The sequence below is a fragment of the Mucilaginibacter lappiensis genome (genome assembly GCF_900155965.1).
GTDB classification, from domain to species: domain Bacteria; phylum Bacteroidota; class Bacteroidia; order Sphingobacteriales; family Sphingobacteriaceae; genus Mucilaginibacter; species Mucilaginibacter lappiensis.
On the sequence record NZ_FTMG01000016.1, the window covers coordinates 83757 to 101897 of the forward strand.

At 40.6% G+C, this 18141-nt stretch carries 11 protein-coding genes; 9 read left to right on the forward strand and 2 right to left on the reverse strand.

Annotated elements, in window-relative coordinates; genetic code table 11:
* Positions 1-10 precede the first annotated feature (10 nt).
* The 3 genes from BW976_RS23540 (at position 11) to BW976_RS23550 (ending at position 2302) form a co-directional block, all read left to right on the forward strand.
* Complete coding sequence (locus BW976_RS23540) at positions 11-409, forward strand: DoxX family protein (protein ID WP_076377148.1); 399 nt, start codon at positions 11-13, stop codon at positions 407-409.
* Between the two features lie 3 nt (positions 410-412).
* On the forward strand, positions 413-1357 hold the full coding sequence (locus tag BW976_RS23545; protein WP_076377150.1) for a polysaccharide deacetylase family protein: 945 nt from the start codon (positions 413-415) through the stop codon (positions 1355-1357).
* 213 nt (positions 1358-1570) lie between these two features.
* Positions 1571-2302 carry an acyl-CoA desaturase gene (locus tag BW976_RS23550; RefSeq protein ID WP_076377152.1) on the forward strand — a complete coding sequence of 244 codons (732 nt, stop codon included), beginning with the start codon at positions 1571-1573 and terminating at the stop codon, positions 2300-2302.
* Between the two features lie 7 nt (positions 2303-2309).
* Here the strand turns inward: BW976_RS23550 and BW976_RS23555 are convergent, their stop codons facing one another.
* Positions 2310-3074: a DeoR/GlpR family DNA-binding transcription regulator gene (locus BW976_RS23555; RefSeq protein WP_076377154.1), complete on the reverse strand. Its 765-nt coding sequence runs from the start codon at positions 3072-3074 to the stop codon at positions 2310-2312.
* Positions 3075-3359: 285 nt separating this feature from the next.
* Between BW976_RS23555 and BW976_RS23560 the strand changes: the two genes are divergently transcribed.
* Positions 3360-3947 carry an RNA polymerase sigma factor gene (locus tag BW976_RS23560; RefSeq protein ID WP_175614168.1) on the forward strand — a complete coding sequence of 196 codons (588 nt, stop codon included), beginning with the start codon at positions 3360-3362 and terminating at the stop codon, positions 3945-3947.
* A gap of 14 nt (positions 3948-3961) precedes the next feature.
* Here BW976_RS23560 and BW976_RS23565 read toward each other — a convergent pair whose 3' ends face one another.
* Positions 3962-6361, reverse strand: coding sequence for an ABC transporter permease (locus BW976_RS23565; protein WP_076377156.1), 2400 nt, complete (start codon positions 6359-6361; stop codon positions 3962-3964).
* Positions 6362-6705: 344 nt separating this feature from the next.
* On the opposite strand from BW976_RS23565, the gene BW976_RS23570 reads away from it, so the two are divergent.
* From BW976_RS23570 to BW976_RS23590, 5 genes are all read left to right on the forward strand, one after another.
* The gene (locus tag BW976_RS23570) at positions 6706-7917 is read left to right on the forward strand and encodes a FecR family protein (RefSeq protein ID WP_076377158.1); all 1212 of its coding nucleotides are present in this window, start codon (positions 6706-6708) and stop codon (positions 7915-7917) included.
* Between the two features lie 218 nt (positions 7918-8135).
* Positions 8136-11660 (forward strand): TonB-dependent receptor, encoded by a 3525-nt coding sequence (locus tag BW976_RS23575; protein ID WP_245834776.1) that lies wholly within the window; start codon positions 8136-8138, stop codon positions 11658-11660.
* Positions 11661-11675: 15 nt separating this feature from the next.
* Positions 11676-13517 (forward strand): RagB/SusD family nutrient uptake outer membrane protein, encoded by a 1842-nt coding sequence (locus BW976_RS23580; RefSeq protein ID WP_245834777.1) that lies wholly within the window; start codon positions 11676-11678, stop codon positions 13515-13517.
* A gap of 32 nt (positions 13518-13549) precedes the next feature.
* The gene (locus tag BW976_RS23585; protein ID WP_076377164.1) at positions 13550-16402 is read left to right on the forward strand and encodes a SusC/RagA family TonB-linked outer membrane protein; all 2853 of its coding nucleotides are present in this window, start codon (positions 13550-13552) and stop codon (positions 16400-16402) included.
* A gap of 25 nt (positions 16403-16427) precedes the next feature.
* The gene (locus BW976_RS23590) at positions 16428-18116 is read left to right on the forward strand and encodes a RagB/SusD family nutrient uptake outer membrane protein (protein ID WP_076377166.1); all 1689 of its coding nucleotides are present in this window, start codon (positions 16428-16430) and stop codon (positions 18114-18116) included.
* Positions 18117-18141: the final 25 nt, after the last annotated feature.

Consider the following 18141-nt stretch of genomic DNA (forward strand, 5'->3'; position numbering starts at 1 on the left):
AACAATAGTTATGAATACAAACAGTTTTTTATTACTCCGGCTGGCCATTGGTGCCAGTATGTTAGGGCATGGATTGGTACGCCTGCCCAAACTTCAAACTTTTAGCCATTGGATGGTGGGCAGCTTTGCCAAATCCATATTACCCCAAGCCTTGGTTATTCCCTTTAGTTATGTATTGCCAATTGCCGAATTTATTATTGGCCTGCTGCTCATTACAGGTTTGTTTACAAAACCAGCCCTCATGGCAGGCAGCCTGGTCATGATCATACTTGTTTTCGGAACTTGTATGATTGAAAACTGGGAAGCTTTGCCATCCCAACTTATTCATGTTGCCTTCTTTACTATGCTGTTGCAGTTCATCAGTAGTAACACCTGGGCAATTGACCAATTACTAATTAAACAAAACTAAGCAATGGAAACCCGTAGAGATTTTATTAAAAAGAGTAGTATTTTAAGTTTAGCTGGTGCTGTGCAACCAGCCAGTGCAATTAATTTATTGCAAACTAAACAACAGACCAAGCCAAAAACACATTGGGCCGATGGATTCCGTTTGGTGGTTTCTGTATCCATGCAGTTTGAGGCAGGTGGGCAACCTGATAATGCCGAAAGCCCTTTTCCGCAGAATATGCAAAAAGGTTTCATCGATCTGCCTGCGGCAACCTGGTTTGCTTATGGTTATAAAGAAGGTATTCCCAGGATGCTTGATAACTGGGACAAGCTGGGTATTAAAGTAACCTCGCATATGGTGGGTACGGCGGTTTTAAAGAATCCGCAGCTGGCAAAAGAGATTGTACAGCGGGGCCACGAAGCCGCAGCACATGGTATGAACTGGGCAACCGAATATACCATGAGTTACGATGAAGAGAAGAAATTTATTAAAGATGGCATTGATGCTATAAAAAAAGTGACCGGTTTTGATGCCATTGGATATAACGCCAATTGGCTTAGGAGAGGTGAAAACACGCTGAAAATATTACAGGAATTAGGCTTCATTTATCATATTGATGATCTGAGCCGTGATGAGCCTTTTATTATTAAGGTAAACGATAAAGATTTTGCAGTTGTGCCATATACCCTTCGGTGTAACGACATTATGCTGATAGAAGGAAAGAATTTTTCAGCAGATCAATTTGTTAACCAGGTTAAAATGGAATTTGATCAGCTTTACGCAGAGTCTGAATACAAACGCAGGCAAATGTCAATCAGTTTTCATGATCGTATTGGCGGTAGCCCGCAAATGGTAAAGGCTGCCAGTGAAATCATCAAATATATTCAACAGCAGCCGGGAGTTGCCTTTAAACGCAAAGATGAAATTGCCCGTATGGCCCTGGCCGATAAAACTACAATAAGGGAATAATTGCAAAACGAAATAATAACAATTTAGAAATCATTTATTGTAATAATGATCATGAAAAGGTGTTAACTTGCGGCACTCCGCTACATAGCATACTCGTCGTCGAACTCAAAGAATAATTCACTTTATCCTTCTCTGTTTTTTCCGATCATTAGGCCATGCGTTCGTCATTAAAGCCGATGAACTGACGGTGATTAAATCACATTAGTTTATTTTATGACGATCCTCATTTTTTTTATTGCACATTGGTTTTTGTCGTTGTTTTTCCAAACCTTTTTTCAACATCGCTATGCTTCCCATCGCATGTTTACCACTAGTAAAACTGCCGAACGGGTATTTTATTTAATGGCTTATTTTTTTGAGGGGGCCTCGTTTTTAAACCCGAGGGCTTATGCCATCATGCACCGCGAACATCATGCTTACAGCGATACGGAAAAAGATCCGCACTCTCCTCATTTCTTTACAGACATCTTTCAAATGATGAAAGCAACTATTATAACATTTCGGGATCATCTGAAAAGGACTACAGAGCCCGAAGCCAGGTTTTCGGGCAATTATCCGGAATGGCCCTTAATTGACAGGATAGGCTCTTCTATACTCTCCAGGCTATTGTTTGGGGCGGCATATACCTGTTTTTATATTGTTTACGCCAGCCATTGGTGGATGTTCCTGCTTTTACCCATACATTTTATGATGGGGCCTGTTCACGGAGCCATTGTAAACTGGTGTGGCCATAAATATGGTTATACTAATTTTGATAATAACGACCAGTCAAAAAATACCACCCCATTTGATTTCCTGATGCTGGGAGAGCTATTTCAAAACAATCATCACAGGCATCCTAACAGCGCTAACTTTGGTAAAAGATGGTTTGAGATAGATCCGGTTTATCCCGTAATGAAACTGATGCACTGCATGCGGATCATTAAATTACGTAAAGCTTTTTAGGTTACAATTAAGCAATGGTAACGGTAACACCAGCGCTTTCCAGTGTATTTACCACATGATCCGATATCTGATCATCGGTAATGATCTGATCTATTTCATCAATATTGCATATTTTACCAAAACCGCGTTTTCCGAATTTGGTAGAATCGGCTAGTACGATAGTTTTGTTGGAGATGGCCATCATTTGCTTATTTAGATGAGCCTCCATGGCATTGGTGGTGGTAAGGCCGTATTCAATATCAATACCGTCCACACCCAAAAACAGCATGCTGCAAAAGAAATCTTTCAGGATATTTTCTGCATAAGTCCCCATTACCGAGGAAGAGCTTTTTCTGATCATTCCACCCAGTTGCAATACCTCAACCCCAGGGGCATGGATCAGCTCAATAGCTACATTTAATGACGAGGTAATAACCGTAAGGGCTTCCCTGGCCTGTATGCTTTTTGCAAAGGCCTGTATGGTTGTCCCCGAAGCCAGGATAATGGAATCATTAACACCGATCAGGCCGGCAGCAGCAGCCCCGATGCGCATCTTTTCGTTCGATTTTATCTTTTCCTTTTCATTTACAGGGCGGTCTGTGGTGTAAGGATTACTTTGTGTTGCACCGCCGTGCGTACGAAAAAGCAGGTTTTTTTCTTCCAGATATTTCAGATCCTTCCTGATAGTTACGGACGAAACTTTTAACTCTTTGCATAAGTCAACTACTTCAACATAGCCTTCCTTTTGCATTTTATTGATAATATATTGGTGTCGCTCTGTTAAATTGATCATAAATCATCAATCAAATTGATATGGCCAAATTACAAATTATGAATATCAATTGTTTAATAAAGTACACTATTAACTTCTACCACGAAAAGGAGTAAGGCCGTATAATTGGGAATAGTTTACAACCATTGTATATTACACCAACTTTAACTTATTATTAGGTTACTGTTTTTAATGTTTTTTTCTGGTAGTGTTAATGTAGTGGCGTATAAATAGAAAAGTGAATGGTAATATCAAAAATTCCTGTCTATATTTATATCCCAATTAATTATAAACGTAAATAGTAAAGTGCATAAAATTATTAACAGTAATCAAATTCAGCAATTGATTGCAGGCGAAGAGTCTGCATTTGATGCTATCTATGAAATGTACTGTGAAAAAGTTTACAGGCTGGCATTCAGATTTTTAAAAGACAGGGAGCAGAGCGAAGAGATTGTTCAGGAATGTTTTATAAATCTTTGGATGAGTAAGGAGAAACTAAATCCTGAAGGAAATATATGGCTGTACATTTATGTAATTGCCAAAAGATTATCATTAAATGCACTAAGGCAAATTTGCCAGTCAAGAGAGTTTGCCGATAAATTGATCGCTCGTATAGTAACCATACATAACGATACAGAAGAGGATCTGCTGGTAAATGAACTGGAACAGTTTACAGAAAAGATCATCAATAAATTACCAAAGCAGCAGCAACTGATATTCAGGTTAAGCCGTGTAGAGCACTTGTCACACAAAGAAATAGCCGATCAATTGCAGATATCACCCAATACTGTAAAAAACCATATGGTTGAGGCACTCAAAACTTTAAAATCTCATTTACAATATTCAGATCTCATCTATTTTTTAGCCCTAGTTTTATCAGTCCATAACTTTTAAGGGCACGTTGTTTCTTACTCACTCCTTAAGCTTTTTACAGGACTAACTAATGCTGCCTTTATAGATTGGAAGCTTATAGTAAGCAATGTGATTATAACAGCTGCTAAACCTGTTAACACAAATACCCAGCCGGATATAGTAGAGCGATACTCATAATGCTGTAACCAATTATGCATCAGGTACCACGCAACCGGACTAGCAATCAATAAAGAAATAATGATTAACCTTATAAAATCGGTAGAGAGTAACCGCCAAAGGTTGAATACTGAGGCCCCCAAAACTTTACGTACACCTATCTCTTTTATACGTTGCTCGGCCATAAATGAGGCCATGCCAAATAATCCCAGACAGCTGATAAATATAGCCAGGGCCGCAAAGCAACTTGCCAGTGTGCCTATGCGTTCTTCGTCCTCGAATTTTTTGGCATATTCTTCATCAATAAATTGGTAATTTAAAGGTGTTGATGGATCATACTTCTTGAAAATGGCTGTGATTTTTAAGAGTGCATCATGGGCACTCATTAACGGATTAATTTTTATATTAATGTTTGATAAATGCTGCCACCTTGGTAAATAGAAAAAGGTTTGTTGAGCTGTTTCATATACCGAGCGGTTAACCATATTTTTTACTACACCAATAATTTTAAACTTTCCGTTACTAATCCACTCAATGGTTTCACCAACCGGGTGTTTAAGGCCCATAAACTTTACTGCCGCTTCATTGACAATAAATCCTGATGAATCTGATAAATAGGCAGGGTCAAAATCTCTTCCTTCTTTAATTTCCCAACCCACGGTTTTTCCAAAATCAGATGTAACGGCCATACTTACAAATTGTTCCTGAACACCAGGGTCTTTGCCACTCCAGTTAAAGCCGCCGTTATTAATGTATACGGCTGTTACCGGGCTTTCTGATTCGGATACACCGATTGCTGCCCTGCTCGCAAGTAAATCATTTTTTAAGGACTGGTATTGTTTATTGATATCATCGGTTTGCAGGTGTACATTTATTAAATTGTTACGACTATAACCAATAGGCCGGTTTTTAGCAAACTGAATTTGTTGAAAAACAACTATAGTGCCTATGATCAACACCACAGAAACGGTAAACTGTATAACGACTAAAACTTTGCGTGGTATAGCAGCTAAGCGGCCCACCTTAAAAGTGCCCTTTAGTACTTTTACCGGGCGGAATGAGGATAAATATAATGCAGGATAACTGCCTGCAATTAACCCTGTGAATAAGCTAAAAATAATTCCCAGCGCCCAGAATAATGGATTTTCCCATAATATGCTTATCTTTTTATCAGCAAGGTGATCAAATCCGGGTAGGCATAGTTGAACTATTAATAATGATAGGAGGAAAGCTAAAAAAACTATTAAAAGAGATTCGCTAAAAAACTGGGCAATTAATTGACTCCGAACAGAACCGATAGCCTTGCGGATGCCTACCTCTTTAGCTCGTTTTTCGGAGCGTGCTGTACTTAGGTTCATGAAATTAATACAGGCAAGCAGCAATACAAATAAGCCTATTATTCCAAACATCCATACATATTGAATACGACCTCCGGTATTAATTCCGTTTTTAAATTCGCCATATAAGTACCAGCGGCTCATGGGTTGAAGAAAAAGTTGAGATTTATACCTGGCGTCGCTGTTGTGTGTACTGGTGAGTGCATTCAGTTTCAGATTTTTAATTTTAGCCGATACCAGGTTTATATCCGCGCCATCAGCAAGCTGAACATAGGTTTGAAACCAGCTTGCCCCCCATGGGTTATTAAACCGGGTAGCATATTTTTCTTGTATAGCCAGCATTTGCCATGGCGCTATAAAAAAAAGATTTCCGAAAGAGGAGTTAACAGGCAGATCTTCATAAATGCCGGTTACTTTGGCGTTTGTTTCTTTATCTATCCTGATCATCTTGTTTATAGGGTCGGTATTGCCGAAAATAGCTTTTGCAGTTGATTGCGAAAGCAGGATAGATGTAGGATCGTTTAAACTGCTGGCGGCACCTTTCAGTATTTTTAACGATAGCATGTCGGTAACGGCTGGTTCCATGTAGTTTCCCTGCTGGGTTACGCTCCTTTCGCCATAAGTTAAAAGATGATTATTAGTCCAAGATGTTATAATAACATGTTTAAAATACTCCCCAAAGTTACTCCGCAGGGCAGGCGCCAATGGCAAAGCTGATCCTCCATCGGTTTCTATTTCGTTGTTGACCCAGGCATTATCCATTACTTTTGCAATGCGATCCTGATTTTTAAAGTTGGTGTCAAAAGATACTTCATCCCAGATCCATAATCCGATCAGCATGGCTACGGCCATCCCAACTGCAAGCCCACTAATATTGATCAAAGAAGAAAACTTGTTTTTGATAAGATTTCGTCTGGCGATTTTTAGGTAATTCCTGATCATATAGGTTTTATTAAAAATGATAATATCAAATAGATAAAAAGTGTAAGCCCAGCTGTACCAAGTTCTGGAGGCAATTTATTTCAAAGTGAAATTGGAGGTTCAAACAAAATGCCATTATTTAAATGGCTTATTATTAAGTAATTGTGAATTTAATAAGAGCCTGGATGTTCGTTTTTGATACATGGTGCGTTCGATATTGAACTTCTGGCATATCGGTCTGGAATGTTTTAAAAACAGCTAATTATTTATAACAGCTAATTTTTTTTAAAAGCGACTAGTCCTACCCCATAGTTAGTGTGTTCTCTACATACCAAGCCCATTCTGGGTATTATAAACCATTATATATGAATAAGGATAAACTCGAGCGTTTATTGCAACAGTATTTTAACAATACCATAACTGATACTGACTGTATTGAGTTGCTTGATTATCTGCGAAATAATGATCCTGACGAAATAGCTAAGACAATAGATGAGCGATTACTTACGCTGGAAGAAGGGCCGGAGTTTAATCGTTTTCAAGCTAAAAAAGTTTTGGAGCGCATTAAATCCGATTCGAGGTTTATGCGCCGGGGCGTAGAACCAGAGGATGCTAAACCCGTAAATAAATGGTACCGTAGTTGGATAAGAGTTGCAGCTATCCTTATTTTTTTTAGCACTGTTGGTTTTTATTTTTTATTTAACAGATATCATAAAATAGCTAATCAAAATGATTTAGCAGGAACTAAGTCTTCTCAAATTTTACCGGGTAGTACAAAAGCGACCTTAACACTGGCTAATGGAAAAGTTATTTTACTTGACAGCGCAGCTGATGGAATGCTCACAAAATCGGGCCGTACAGTAGTAAACAAAGCTCATAACGAAGGATTGGTTTACAACACACTGGCCGATAATCACCAAACAGCCACCAACACAGATACGGTATATAATACATTGACCACACCCCGTGGGGGCGAGTATAAAGTAAAACTCCCGGATGGTACTAATGTGTGGTTAAATTCTTCCTCATCTTTAAGTTACCCGGTTGAGTTTGCCGGTAACGAAAGACATGTAAAACTTACCGGCGAAGCTTATTTCGAAGTCGCTAAAAATAAGGATAAGCCTTTTTATGTGTGTGTTAATAATGTATGTGTGAAAGTTTTGGGCACACATTTCAATATCGCGGCCTATACTGACGATGCAGAGCTCACCACTACTTTGCTGGAAGGATCTGTTTTAATTACAAAAAATAGTCAACAACGTTTATTGAAACCCGGTCAGCAGGCAGTAGTAAAAAATAACGCCGATGTGATCAATGTTTCAGATGCGAGTATCAACCAGGTGATGGCCTGGAAAAATGGGTATTTTGTATTTAACGATGACAACATTAATACCATTATGAAAAAGCTGTCGCGCTGGTATGATGTAGATGTTGAATACCAGGGCAGCTTTGAAAATCAGCGTTTTGGGGGCACATTTTATCGCTCCAAAGGAATTACAGAATTATTGAATAATCTGGAAAAAATCGGAAAAGTACACTTTAAAATTACTGGAAGGAGGATTATAGTTATGCAATAAATCTACATTCCCATTTCTCACTTATGATTATCTGGAAGTAAACCAGGAGCGTTTCGGACCGCCCCTGGTGTCAGCCATGATCCGGCTATGACAGATAATGAAATTAATTGCAGCGAATACAACCACTTAATTAATAAACTGACATTCAAATGTATAAAAATTTTACTGCATTTACTTGCGGCAAACAACGTGGGCGCCTATATAAACCTGTGCTTATCATGAAACTAACCCTAATTTTGCTAACGGCCACCTTTTTACAGGTAACAGCAGCAACTTACGCGCAGAAGGTTACATTGAAGGCCGAAAAAAGCAATCTAAAAGAAGTATTTGAGCAAATACAAAATCAAACAGGCTACGATTTTTTATATAACTCAGATGATTTGAAGGTTGCCAAACCGGTAAGCCTTGATCTTAAAAATGTCCCTCTGAAAGAGGCGCTGGATATGTGCTTTGCCAACCAATTACTCACCTATGTAATTGAAAATAAAACCATATTAATTAGTAAAAAAACAGGCCAGAACGATAATATAAAACCCCCGAAAAAGGTAACAGGAAAAGTTACTGACAATAAAGGTTTTCCTCTGCCTGGGGTAACCATTAAAGAAAAGGGGACGAGAATGGGCGTAGTGACGGACAATAATGGAAATTATATCATTAGTGTTAGTGACGATAATGCGATACTTGTTTTTAGCTTTGTTGGTTTTGTAACACGCGAGATACCACTTAATGGTAAGCCCCAGCTCAACATAACGCTCGAAGATAATCCAACAGATCTGAACGAGGTTGTAGTAGTGGGTTATGGCACGCAAAAGAAAGAATCTGTTACCGGAGCCATTACTTCTATTGGCACCAAAGATCTGGTACAATCCCCAACTGCAAATTTGAGCAACGCGTTGGCCGGGCGTTTATCAGGCTTAACAGCTATTCAAACTTCGGGTAAACCTGGTGATGACAACTCCACTTTATATGTACGTGGTATTGGAACCTATACTGGCGTAACCGCTCCGTTAATCATGGTTGATGGTGTTGCCCGCGATACCTATAATGATATTGACCCAAATGAGGTAGAAACAGTAAGCATATTAAAAGATGCTTCTGCCACAGCTGTATATGGTGTTCGTGGTGCCAACGGTGTTATTTTGATCACTACCAAGCGCGGTAAAGAAGGGGCTCCTAAGGTAAGTGGTACAGCTCAAACGGCTATATCAGAATTCTCCAGTATGCCTAATTTTGTTAACTCATATCAATATGCTTCATTATTAAATGAGCAGAGTTATGAAAATTACTGGATCCAACATTCCAATGATGCTGATATAAAAACCTGGAGTGATTTTGCTCAGAAAAGAGATGCTAACTGGGTGAAGGAAGCCACGATCTATTACTCGCCAGAGGACTTGAAATATTATCAGAACGCACACACGCCAACTGTTAATGGCAAGCCAAATCCTTATTATGATCCGTATGGTCACCCGGATCAGGATTGGAAAAAACAGATTTTCAATAAGTTCACGCCGCAAACTCAGTACAACGTTAATATCACCGGTGGAACACCATCTGTAAAATACTTCGTATCCTTAGGCTATCTGAAACAAGGTGGTTTATTCAATACGGATTATATGCCATTCGGCGATGACATGCAATTCAAGAAAAAGCGTTACAATTTGCGGTCAAATCTTGATTTTGATGTTAATAAAAACTTCAGGGTATCGGTTGATATAGCTACGCAGTATGTGACCATAACAGGTATGGATAATGACGAGTATACCTGGGAAAAACGTATCCTATGGTCGTCACCACTTGGGTCACCTGGTATTATCAATGGCAAATTTGTTGTGCCGTTCAGCAATCAAAACGAGCAGCTTAACCCATTGTATGCTATAGCCAATAGCAACAATTATAATATCAATACCAATAGTACCCTAAACTCGTCCATCAAATTAACGCATAAGCTCAATTTCATTACCGAAGGCTTGTCCATCAATGCTAAAGGCGCTTATGACAGCTATTTTCAGGATCGTTCATACGGAAAATATACACCATTATTATATGGCGTAAGAGCAAATCCCAATGGCGATAAGTTAAACCCCATTCTGGTACAACTAACTAATGACGTAGCACCAATGCGATCTGATGATTATTATACCCAAAAATGGCGTAAGCTATATGGCGAGGTTTCGATTAACTACAATCATACTTTCGCAAAAAAACACGCTGTTTCAGGTTTGATATTAGCGAATGCCGAAAAGCGATACGATCCAACCTATGTGCCAGACCTGCCGCATGCTTATGAAGGTGCTGCTGCAAGGATAACCTATGCCTATGATAACAAATATCTGGCCGAGTATAACATGGGTTATAATGGTTCTGAGAATTTTCCGGAAGGCAAAAGATTTGGTTTCTTGCCGGCTTATTCATTAGGCTGGATAGCCAGTAATGAATCCTTTTTCCCAAAAACTGATTTTGTAACCTTTCTGAAGATCAGGGGGAGTTTAGGTAAAGTGGGGAATGACGGTATATATGTACCAGGAAGCAACCCTCCACAATTGGCGCGCTATTTATACTTGCCAGATACCTGGAAATATGGCGACAGCTACACCTTTGGAACATTAAACAATCAGAATAGTGTTCAGGGAGCTATGGAAAGTGTATTGGGTAATCCAAATGTTACCTGGGAAGTTGCCACCAAATCAAATATAGGTTTAGAGGCTCACCTGTTTAACGAACGTGTTACTGTTACATTTGATCACTTTAACGAGCATCGTAAAAATATCCTTTCATACCGCGGAAGCGTTCCGGGTATTGTTCAGGCAACCCTGCCTCCATACAATTTGGGTGAAGTTAAAAACTGGGGTAATGAGATAGAGGTTAGCTACAATAGCGCACCCGGCAAATTTACCTGGTGGGTAAAAGGGAATGCCTCAACCAACAAGAACAAGATTATTTTTCAAGACGAGGCTATCGCACCCGGACAAGAGTATAATGCAGCTACTGGTCGCCCGATCAATCAGGGATCATATCTGCAAGCCGATGGTTTATATACATCGTGGTCACAATTATATGCCGTTGACGCTAACGGAAATCCAATACTATCAAGCCCGGTAAGAGCCTTAAATAAAAGTGGAAAACCTTATGTAAACGCCGCCGGGCAACCGGTTTATCAGAAAGATCTGGGTTATGCCGGGGCTCCGCTGCAACCTGGAGAGGTAAGGCTGGTTGATGTTAATGGCGACGGTATCATCAACGAAAAGGACTATGTGCGAACCGGAAAAACGGATATCCCAGAATTGAGTTATGGTCTGTCATTCGGTTTCAACTATAAGGGCTTCGACTTTTCGGCCTTATTGCAAGGTGTTGGCGGCGTGGCTAAGTATGCTATGCAGGAGCTCCACTTTAACAAACAACAATCGCTTTTTGATGTGGATCTGAACCGCTTTACCCAGGAACGGTATGACAATGGCGACAGGATCGACTTTCCTATTGCTGCCTATAATCAGGCGGCGGCTTATAACACTTTTTTCCTGAAAAGTACTTCTTACCTGCGATTGAAAAATATGGAAATAGGATACACACTTAAGCCAAGCTTTTTGAAAAAGGTAGGTATTAAATCAGCCCGTTTCTATGTGAATGGGTTGAACCTGTACACCTGGTCGCCGAATAAAATATGGGGCGATCCCGAAAACTTAGGCTACATCGGTTATCCGCTAACACGGACTTATAACGTGGGTTTAAATGTTAATTTTTAATCAATTAATAGCTAAATGATGAAAAGAATAAATATAATCATATTGCTTTTTGTGGGTCTGATAGGCGGTCTGTCTTCAACAAGCTGTAAAAAAAGCTTTCTGGAAAAACCCAAAGGAGGATCAGTAACCGTTGATACTATTTTTGATAGCAAGAATCAGGCACAATATGCAGTAGCAGAAATGTATTACCTGTGTGTACGGGGCTATTTCCCCCAAACCTATGATGGTTGCCGCCCCGAAGCTATTACAGACCAGCTTTACATTATACACCCGGCCTATGACTGGGCTTCAAATACAATAGGTACAGGAACGTATATTACCGGTAACATGAGTGCTGATGCTAACTGCGATTATGGTTTTGGATCTGATAATGGCCCGGGATATGGCTGGCATTATAAAGGTATAAGACAGGCAAACCTGGTATTGAAAAATATCAATAAGGTTGCTGATGCCGATGCAAACTGGAAAACAGATGTAAAAGGGCAAGCCCTTTTTTGCCGGGCCATGCAGCACTTTGAAGCGTTTAGATATTACGGAGGTATCCCCATTGTAAATAAACCTTTAGAAGGAGACTCAAAGATAGCAGTACCACGCAGTTCGGTGCAATCTGTAGTTGATAGCGTAGTTAAATGGTGCGACCAGGCGGCGAGTATGCTGCCTACTACACGTGGGGCGGCCGATTTTGGAAAGGTTACTAAGTTGGCTGCCCTTGCATTAAAAGCCAGGATATTGTTATATGCCGCTAGCCCGCTTTATAACACACCAGCCAATTTAAAAGCTGAAGTATCGGGAGCCCGTTTTGGTGATAGCCGCGATACCGTATTGGCTTATCCCAGCTATGACCAGGAGCGTTGGAACAAAGCTGCTAAAGCTGCCAAAGATGTAATAGACAATGCAGGGGGCGCTGGGGTATCATTATTCAATACTGGAAAACCTTTAACAACCGGCGAAACCTATGCCACACTTGGCGATTATGAATCGGTATGGAATGTATTTGCTAACCAGGAACTGATATTGGTGAACACGGCCAACCAGGCGGGTAGTGGCTTTGTATGGGGGCAGTATTTATCCTCAAAGTTGCGTTTGGCTCAATGGGGGGTGAAAAATAATGTGCCTGTTGAATTTATGCAGCAATATGAAAAAATGGACGGCACTAAATGGACTTTACCCGCTACAGGTGCCGATCTGCCGGTTGATATGGCTGCTCTTAATCTTGATCCACGGTTTTACCAAACAATCGCTTATGATGGTAAATATTATAGCAGTCAGCGTGGTGTTTTAGCGTATTATAAAAAGGGTGATTATCCAACCGATGGTAATTTGGCCAGCAGTGATGCCGGGGTTGATGGCTACGCCACAGAGGTATACAAGTTTGTTGCCCGTGTTGATAACATGACCGACAATCACCTGGCCTGGCCGGTATTTCGTTTAGCTGAATTTTATTTAAGCTATGCAGAAGCCTTGAATGAATATCAGGGCCCGGGCGGTGATGCTACTAATTACCTTAACCTGATCAGGTTAAGAGCCGGAATGCCCCCAAAACAACCTGCCGATCCCAGTTCATTCCGGGATGCCATACAAAATGAACGCACTATTGAATTAGCTTATGAAGGTCACCGGTATAATGATCTTAACCGTTGGCTGAAGGCAAAATCGGTGTTAAACGGCACTTTACATGGTATACAAACCACCGCAAGAAAAGGCACAGACGGGCAATTAAAACGAACCTGGCAGGTGGTACCTTTTGTTGCAAGAGTATTTCCCCCAAAATACTATTACGTTCCTTTCCCCAGTAAAGAGATCAGTTTAAGATATCTGGGCACGAAGGCGTGGGATGGACAAAATCCGGGGTGGTAATCAGCTATACACATTAATAAGTAATGAGAAAAATGAAAAAAGAATATATAACCCTTTTTGCATGGATTTTTACGTTCTGTAGTTTTTCTGTCGCTAATGCGCAAACTACAAATGTTACTCAGGCAGATTCCACTAAAGCCAGCAATAGCGCTACAAAAGCCATAGTTGATGGTGGAATAAAAGCTGAAAAATCCTGGAGAAATACAGGTGCGGTTTTTACCCTTCCGGGTGAAGATTTAACCCATATGACGGTAGGTAATTTACTAAATACACTTCAGGGACGCATTCCCGGTTTAACGGTGGTAACCGGATCTGGTGAGCCCGGCTACGATAATCCTACACTTTATGTGAGAGGGCAAAGCAGCTGGAATATAGCCGGAAACCAGGTACTCATTTATCTGGATGGTTCGCAGGTTGATATGGGGGCCCTAAGTGGTTTGTCGGCCTATGAAATAGAATCGGTAACACTGTTAAAAGACGCTGCCGCATTAGCCGTATATGGTTTACAAGGAGGTGCTGGTGTACTCAGCATTAAAACCAAAAGAGGTACGGAGATACCCAAAACCCAGATAACCGTTAACGGCAGATATGGGATACTCAGTGCTATTGACCTGCCCACAGTGATGGATGCTTATGGCTATACAACAGGCTACAATCAGGCATTAAAAAATGACGGATTGCCCATTAAGTACCCTAACCCAGAGTTGTATAAAGCAGCCAATGATCCATATCACCCTAATGTGAATTGGTATGACCAACTGTTAAAAAATACATCAACAATTCAGGATTACAATTTTTCTTTTAGGGGGGGTAATGCCACAGCGAAGTATTTTGTATTGATGAACTATACCAACTTTGATGGTTTATACAAAAATGCCGATGTCATTGATAAGGACTTTGGTACAAATGCCAAATATACCAAGTTAAATCTTCGGGCTAATGTGGAACTGCAATTGAATAAAAACCTGTCGGTAATGGCCAATATCAGTGGTATAACCGAAGATAGGAACACTCCATCGGGCTTTGCCGCCGGCGACGTATTCAACGCGCTGATGTATCTGCCTGCTTCTGCCTTCCCGGTAAAAAATCCGAATGGCTCATGGGGAAACAACTCGGTATATAACTTTAACCCGGTTGAGCTTTTACAACAAAATGGGGTATACAGCTCCCATACCCGAACCCTGCAAACTACCTTTAGCTTTACCCAGAAACTGGATGCTATAACCAAAGGCTTAGATCTGCGCGGGTTGGTATCGTTTAGCAATCAGTATGTTGGTGTTTATCAGAAACTTTTCTCGGTACCTTCTTATGAGATTGTAAAAGATGCCAATGATCAGCCAGTAATGTCAAACGGAACTGTGGTTTATAAAACGATAGGTACTATCAGTCAGTCAAGCAATGATAACGGCGGTCCGTTTTGGAACCGTACTACCGTACAGGCTGGTTTTGATTATGACCGTAGTTTTGGTAAACATACTTTTACCGGTATGATTATGGCCCGTAGACAGGGCTATAGCCACAACGGTTTAACCTACCAGGTGCGTACGCAAGGTTTGTCTGGTGATTTAACCTATGACTATGATCAAAAGTACATTGTTGATTTTTCTGCCGCCTACAACGGATCTGATGATTTTGAGCCAGGTAACCGGTATGGTTTTTTCCCTGCGGTTGGTTTAGGTTGGATAGTATCTAAGGAAGACTTTTTAAAAGACAATGCGGCTTTCAGTTTTCTGAAATTAAGAGCTTCGTACGGCTCTACAGGTAATATCAACGAAAAATACCGTTTCCTGTATCAACAGTTTGCTCAAAGCACCCCGGGCTGGATCACCGGTACTGCCAACAACAATCATACTGGCTTAGCAGAGGGACCTTTCACTAACGCGAACGCGGCTTGGGAAAAGAAAACCACGCTTAATATTGGTGTTGATTGGGAGTTATGGAAAAAGTTTTCGGGTACCATTGATGTATTTACAGAGAAACGGACTGGTATCCTCGAGATCCCATCAGCAGGTGTGCCTGACTACACGGGTTTTAACTTGCAATATGCTAACACTGGCGAGGTACATAATAAAGGACTTGAGGCTTCCCTTAAGTTTGATGAAAAGCACCGTAATTTTGAATATTATGTAGGAGGATCGGTGGCCTTTGCCCGGAATAAAATAGTCAAACGGTCTGAGGCTCCACAACCTTATAACTATCTATACACGCAAGGTTACCCTATTGACCAGATGCGGGGATTGGTTTTCAAGGGTTTCTATCAGCAGTCTGATTTTGATGCTAATGGTAACTTAAAGAAAGGGGTACCAGCTTCTTCTTATACCAATGTGAAACCAGGTGATCTGAAATTTGCCGACCAGGATGGCAATGGTATCATCAATGATTATGATAAAGTACCCTTAAATTATACCAAACTGCCCGAAATTACTATCGGCTTTAACCTTGGGTTCAAATTTAAAGGATTTGATTTTGACGCCTATCTGCAAGGGGTAATGCACCGCACGGTAAGTCTGCTTGATGATGCTCCTTATTATATTAAACCATTTGTAAACAATAATAACATCACTGCATTTTCGGCCAATAGCTGGACCCCTGAAAATGCGACTACAGCAACTTCACCGCGCCTTTCAACCTTGAGCAATGCCAATAATACCCAGGCATCTGATTTTTGGATGCGTAATGGCGATTTCTTGAAACTGCGTAGCATTGAACTGGGCTATACTTTACCTCAAAAAGGCTTTTTAAAGAAATTGGATGCCGTGCGAATATTTGTGAACGGAACCAACTTGTTTACATGGGACAAAATTGCCGATCTGGAGGCCGAAGGTCTTTCTATGGGATATCCTTTAATGAAAACGGTAAGTTTTGGTATGAAAGTGAAATTGTAGTATAAACTATTGTAATTACAAGGAAATGAAAAAAAATCGATATATAATAACATTGCTGGCAATAGGCACAATGTTTTACTCCTGTAAACGTGATTATCTGGATGTGCAAACTTTACAGGCAGGTGTTACTGTTGATAAACTTTACAGCAATTATACCTATGTACAGCAGCAGGTTTGGAATGTTTACAGTTATTTGCCCGATGGCCTTGCCAATTTGGATATGGAAGCAGCTACCGATAACGCGGAAGCTACTAACCCGTTAGATACATCGCAAACTTTTAACACCGGTACCTGGAACCAGTACAATAACCCTGCTGATGTATGGGCCAGGAATTTTAAAGGTATAAGACAAGCCAATCTTTATCTGAAAAATAAGAATGCGGTTGATATTTCCTATATCAAGGATAAGATCACTTCATCAGATTCCACAACTTATTTTAACGCTCGCGATAACGTTAAATTTATGGAAGGTGAAGTGCTTTTCTTAAAAGCGTTTTTCTACATGGAACTGGTTAAACGTTACGGAGGGGTACCTATTTTTGATCAGCCGTTTGATTATGATGATGCTAATACCTGGAAAAATGTACAACGAAACTCTCTTGATGAGTCTCTTAAATACATCGTTTCCTTATGTGATAAGTCGGCGGCTATTATACCTGCTAACCTTGGCTCTTATTCCTGGTACGAGGCTGGCCGTGTTACACAGGGGGCTATAAAAGCGCTAAAAGCTAAGGCCTTATTATATGGAGCAAGCCCGCTGTTCAAGGATAATGGTTCAACGGTAACCTGGGCTCAGGCTGCTGCGGCTGCACATGATGTTATGGCTTTAGGCTCTTATTCGCTCGATGCCAATTACACCAATTTATTTGGAGCAAATAACACAACATCGGCCGAGCTTATTTTTTATCGCCGTTACGGCGCTATAAATACGGTTGAGTATGCTAATTATCCAATCGTATTTCAAAATAGCCAAGGTAAGAGCATTGCTCCAACTGAAAATTTTGTCGAGAGTTTTGAAGTACTTCAAAAGGATGGTTCAGGTAATATAACCGGTTCGGTACCCTTTAGCTGGAGTGATCCGGTCCAGGCTGCTAATCCATACCAAAACCGGGATCCCCGTTTTGCGGCCACAGTGGTGTATAATGGGGCTACGTTTAATGCCACAACTATCGAAACATTTGCCGGTGGTAATAGCGGCTTACCCAAACAAAATGCCACCAAAACAGGCTATTATATGTCAAAATGGGTTAATCAATCTATCGATCTGGTTAATAAAACCACAGCCAATCATGCCTGGGTCTATTTCAGGTATGGAGAACTCCTGCTGAATTATGCCGAGGCCATGTATAATGCCTATGGTGCCAATGCCGACCCGCAAGGATACGGGATGACTGCCCTGCAAGCTATTAACAAGGTAAGGCAGCGTGTCAAAATGCCGGTATTAACGGTGTTGAACCAGCAAGCTATTGAACATGAGCGCAACGTGGAGCTAAGCTATGAGGATCAACGTTTCTGGGATGTGCGCCGGTGGAAAGAAGGTTCAATATATTTCAAGACTCCGGTAAATCGCATCGAGATCACTAATTCAGCGGGCTCAAATAGCTATGCGGTTAAACAATTGGAAGAAAGGATATTTGACGAAAAAATGAATTGGTTTCCTATTCCGCAAAGCGAGATCGCGAAAACCAATTGGAAACAAAACCCAGGCTGGTAATGATATCCGGATCATCATATGGACA

Excerpts from the sequence above, each read along its gene's own strand:
- BW976_RS23555 (WP_076377154.1), bottom strand. The coding sequence starts at position 3,074 with ATGATCAATTTAACAGAGCGACACCAATATATTATCAATAAAATGCAA.
- BW976_RS23575 (WP_245834776.1), top strand. The coding sequence starts at position 8,136 with ATGAAACTAACCCTAATTTTGCTAACGGCCACCTTTTTACAGGTAACA.
- BW976_RS23550 (WP_076377152.1), top strand. The coding sequence starts at position 1,571 with ATGACGATCCTCATTTTTTTTATTGCACATTGGTTTTTGTCGTTGTTT.
- BW976_RS23585 (WP_076377164.1), top strand. The coding sequence starts at position 13,550 with ATGAAAAAAGAATATATAACCCTTTTTGCATGGATTTTTACGTTCTGT.
- BW976_RS23580 (WP_245834777.1), top strand. The coding sequence starts at position 11,676 with ATGATGAAAAGAATAAATATAATCATATTGCTTTTTGTGGGTCTGATA.
- BW976_RS23590 (WP_076377166.1), top strand. The coding sequence starts at position 16,428 with ATGAAAAAAAATCGATATATAATAACATTGCTGGCAATAGGCACAATG.
- BW976_RS23565 (WP_076377156.1), bottom strand. The coding sequence starts at position 6,361 with ATGATCAGGAATTACCTAAAAATCGCCAGACGAAATCTTATCAAAAAC.
- BW976_RS23540 (WP_076377148.1), top strand. The coding sequence starts at position 11 with ATGAATACAAACAGTTTTTTATTACTCCGGCTGGCCATTGGTGCCAGT.
- BW976_RS23570 (WP_076377158.1), top strand. The coding sequence starts at position 6,706 with ATGAATAAGGATAAACTCGAGCGTTTATTGCAACAGTATTTTAACAAT.
- BW976_RS23545 (WP_076377150.1), top strand. The coding sequence starts at position 413 with ATGGAAACCCGTAGAGATTTTATTAAAAAGAGTAGTATTTTAAGTTTA.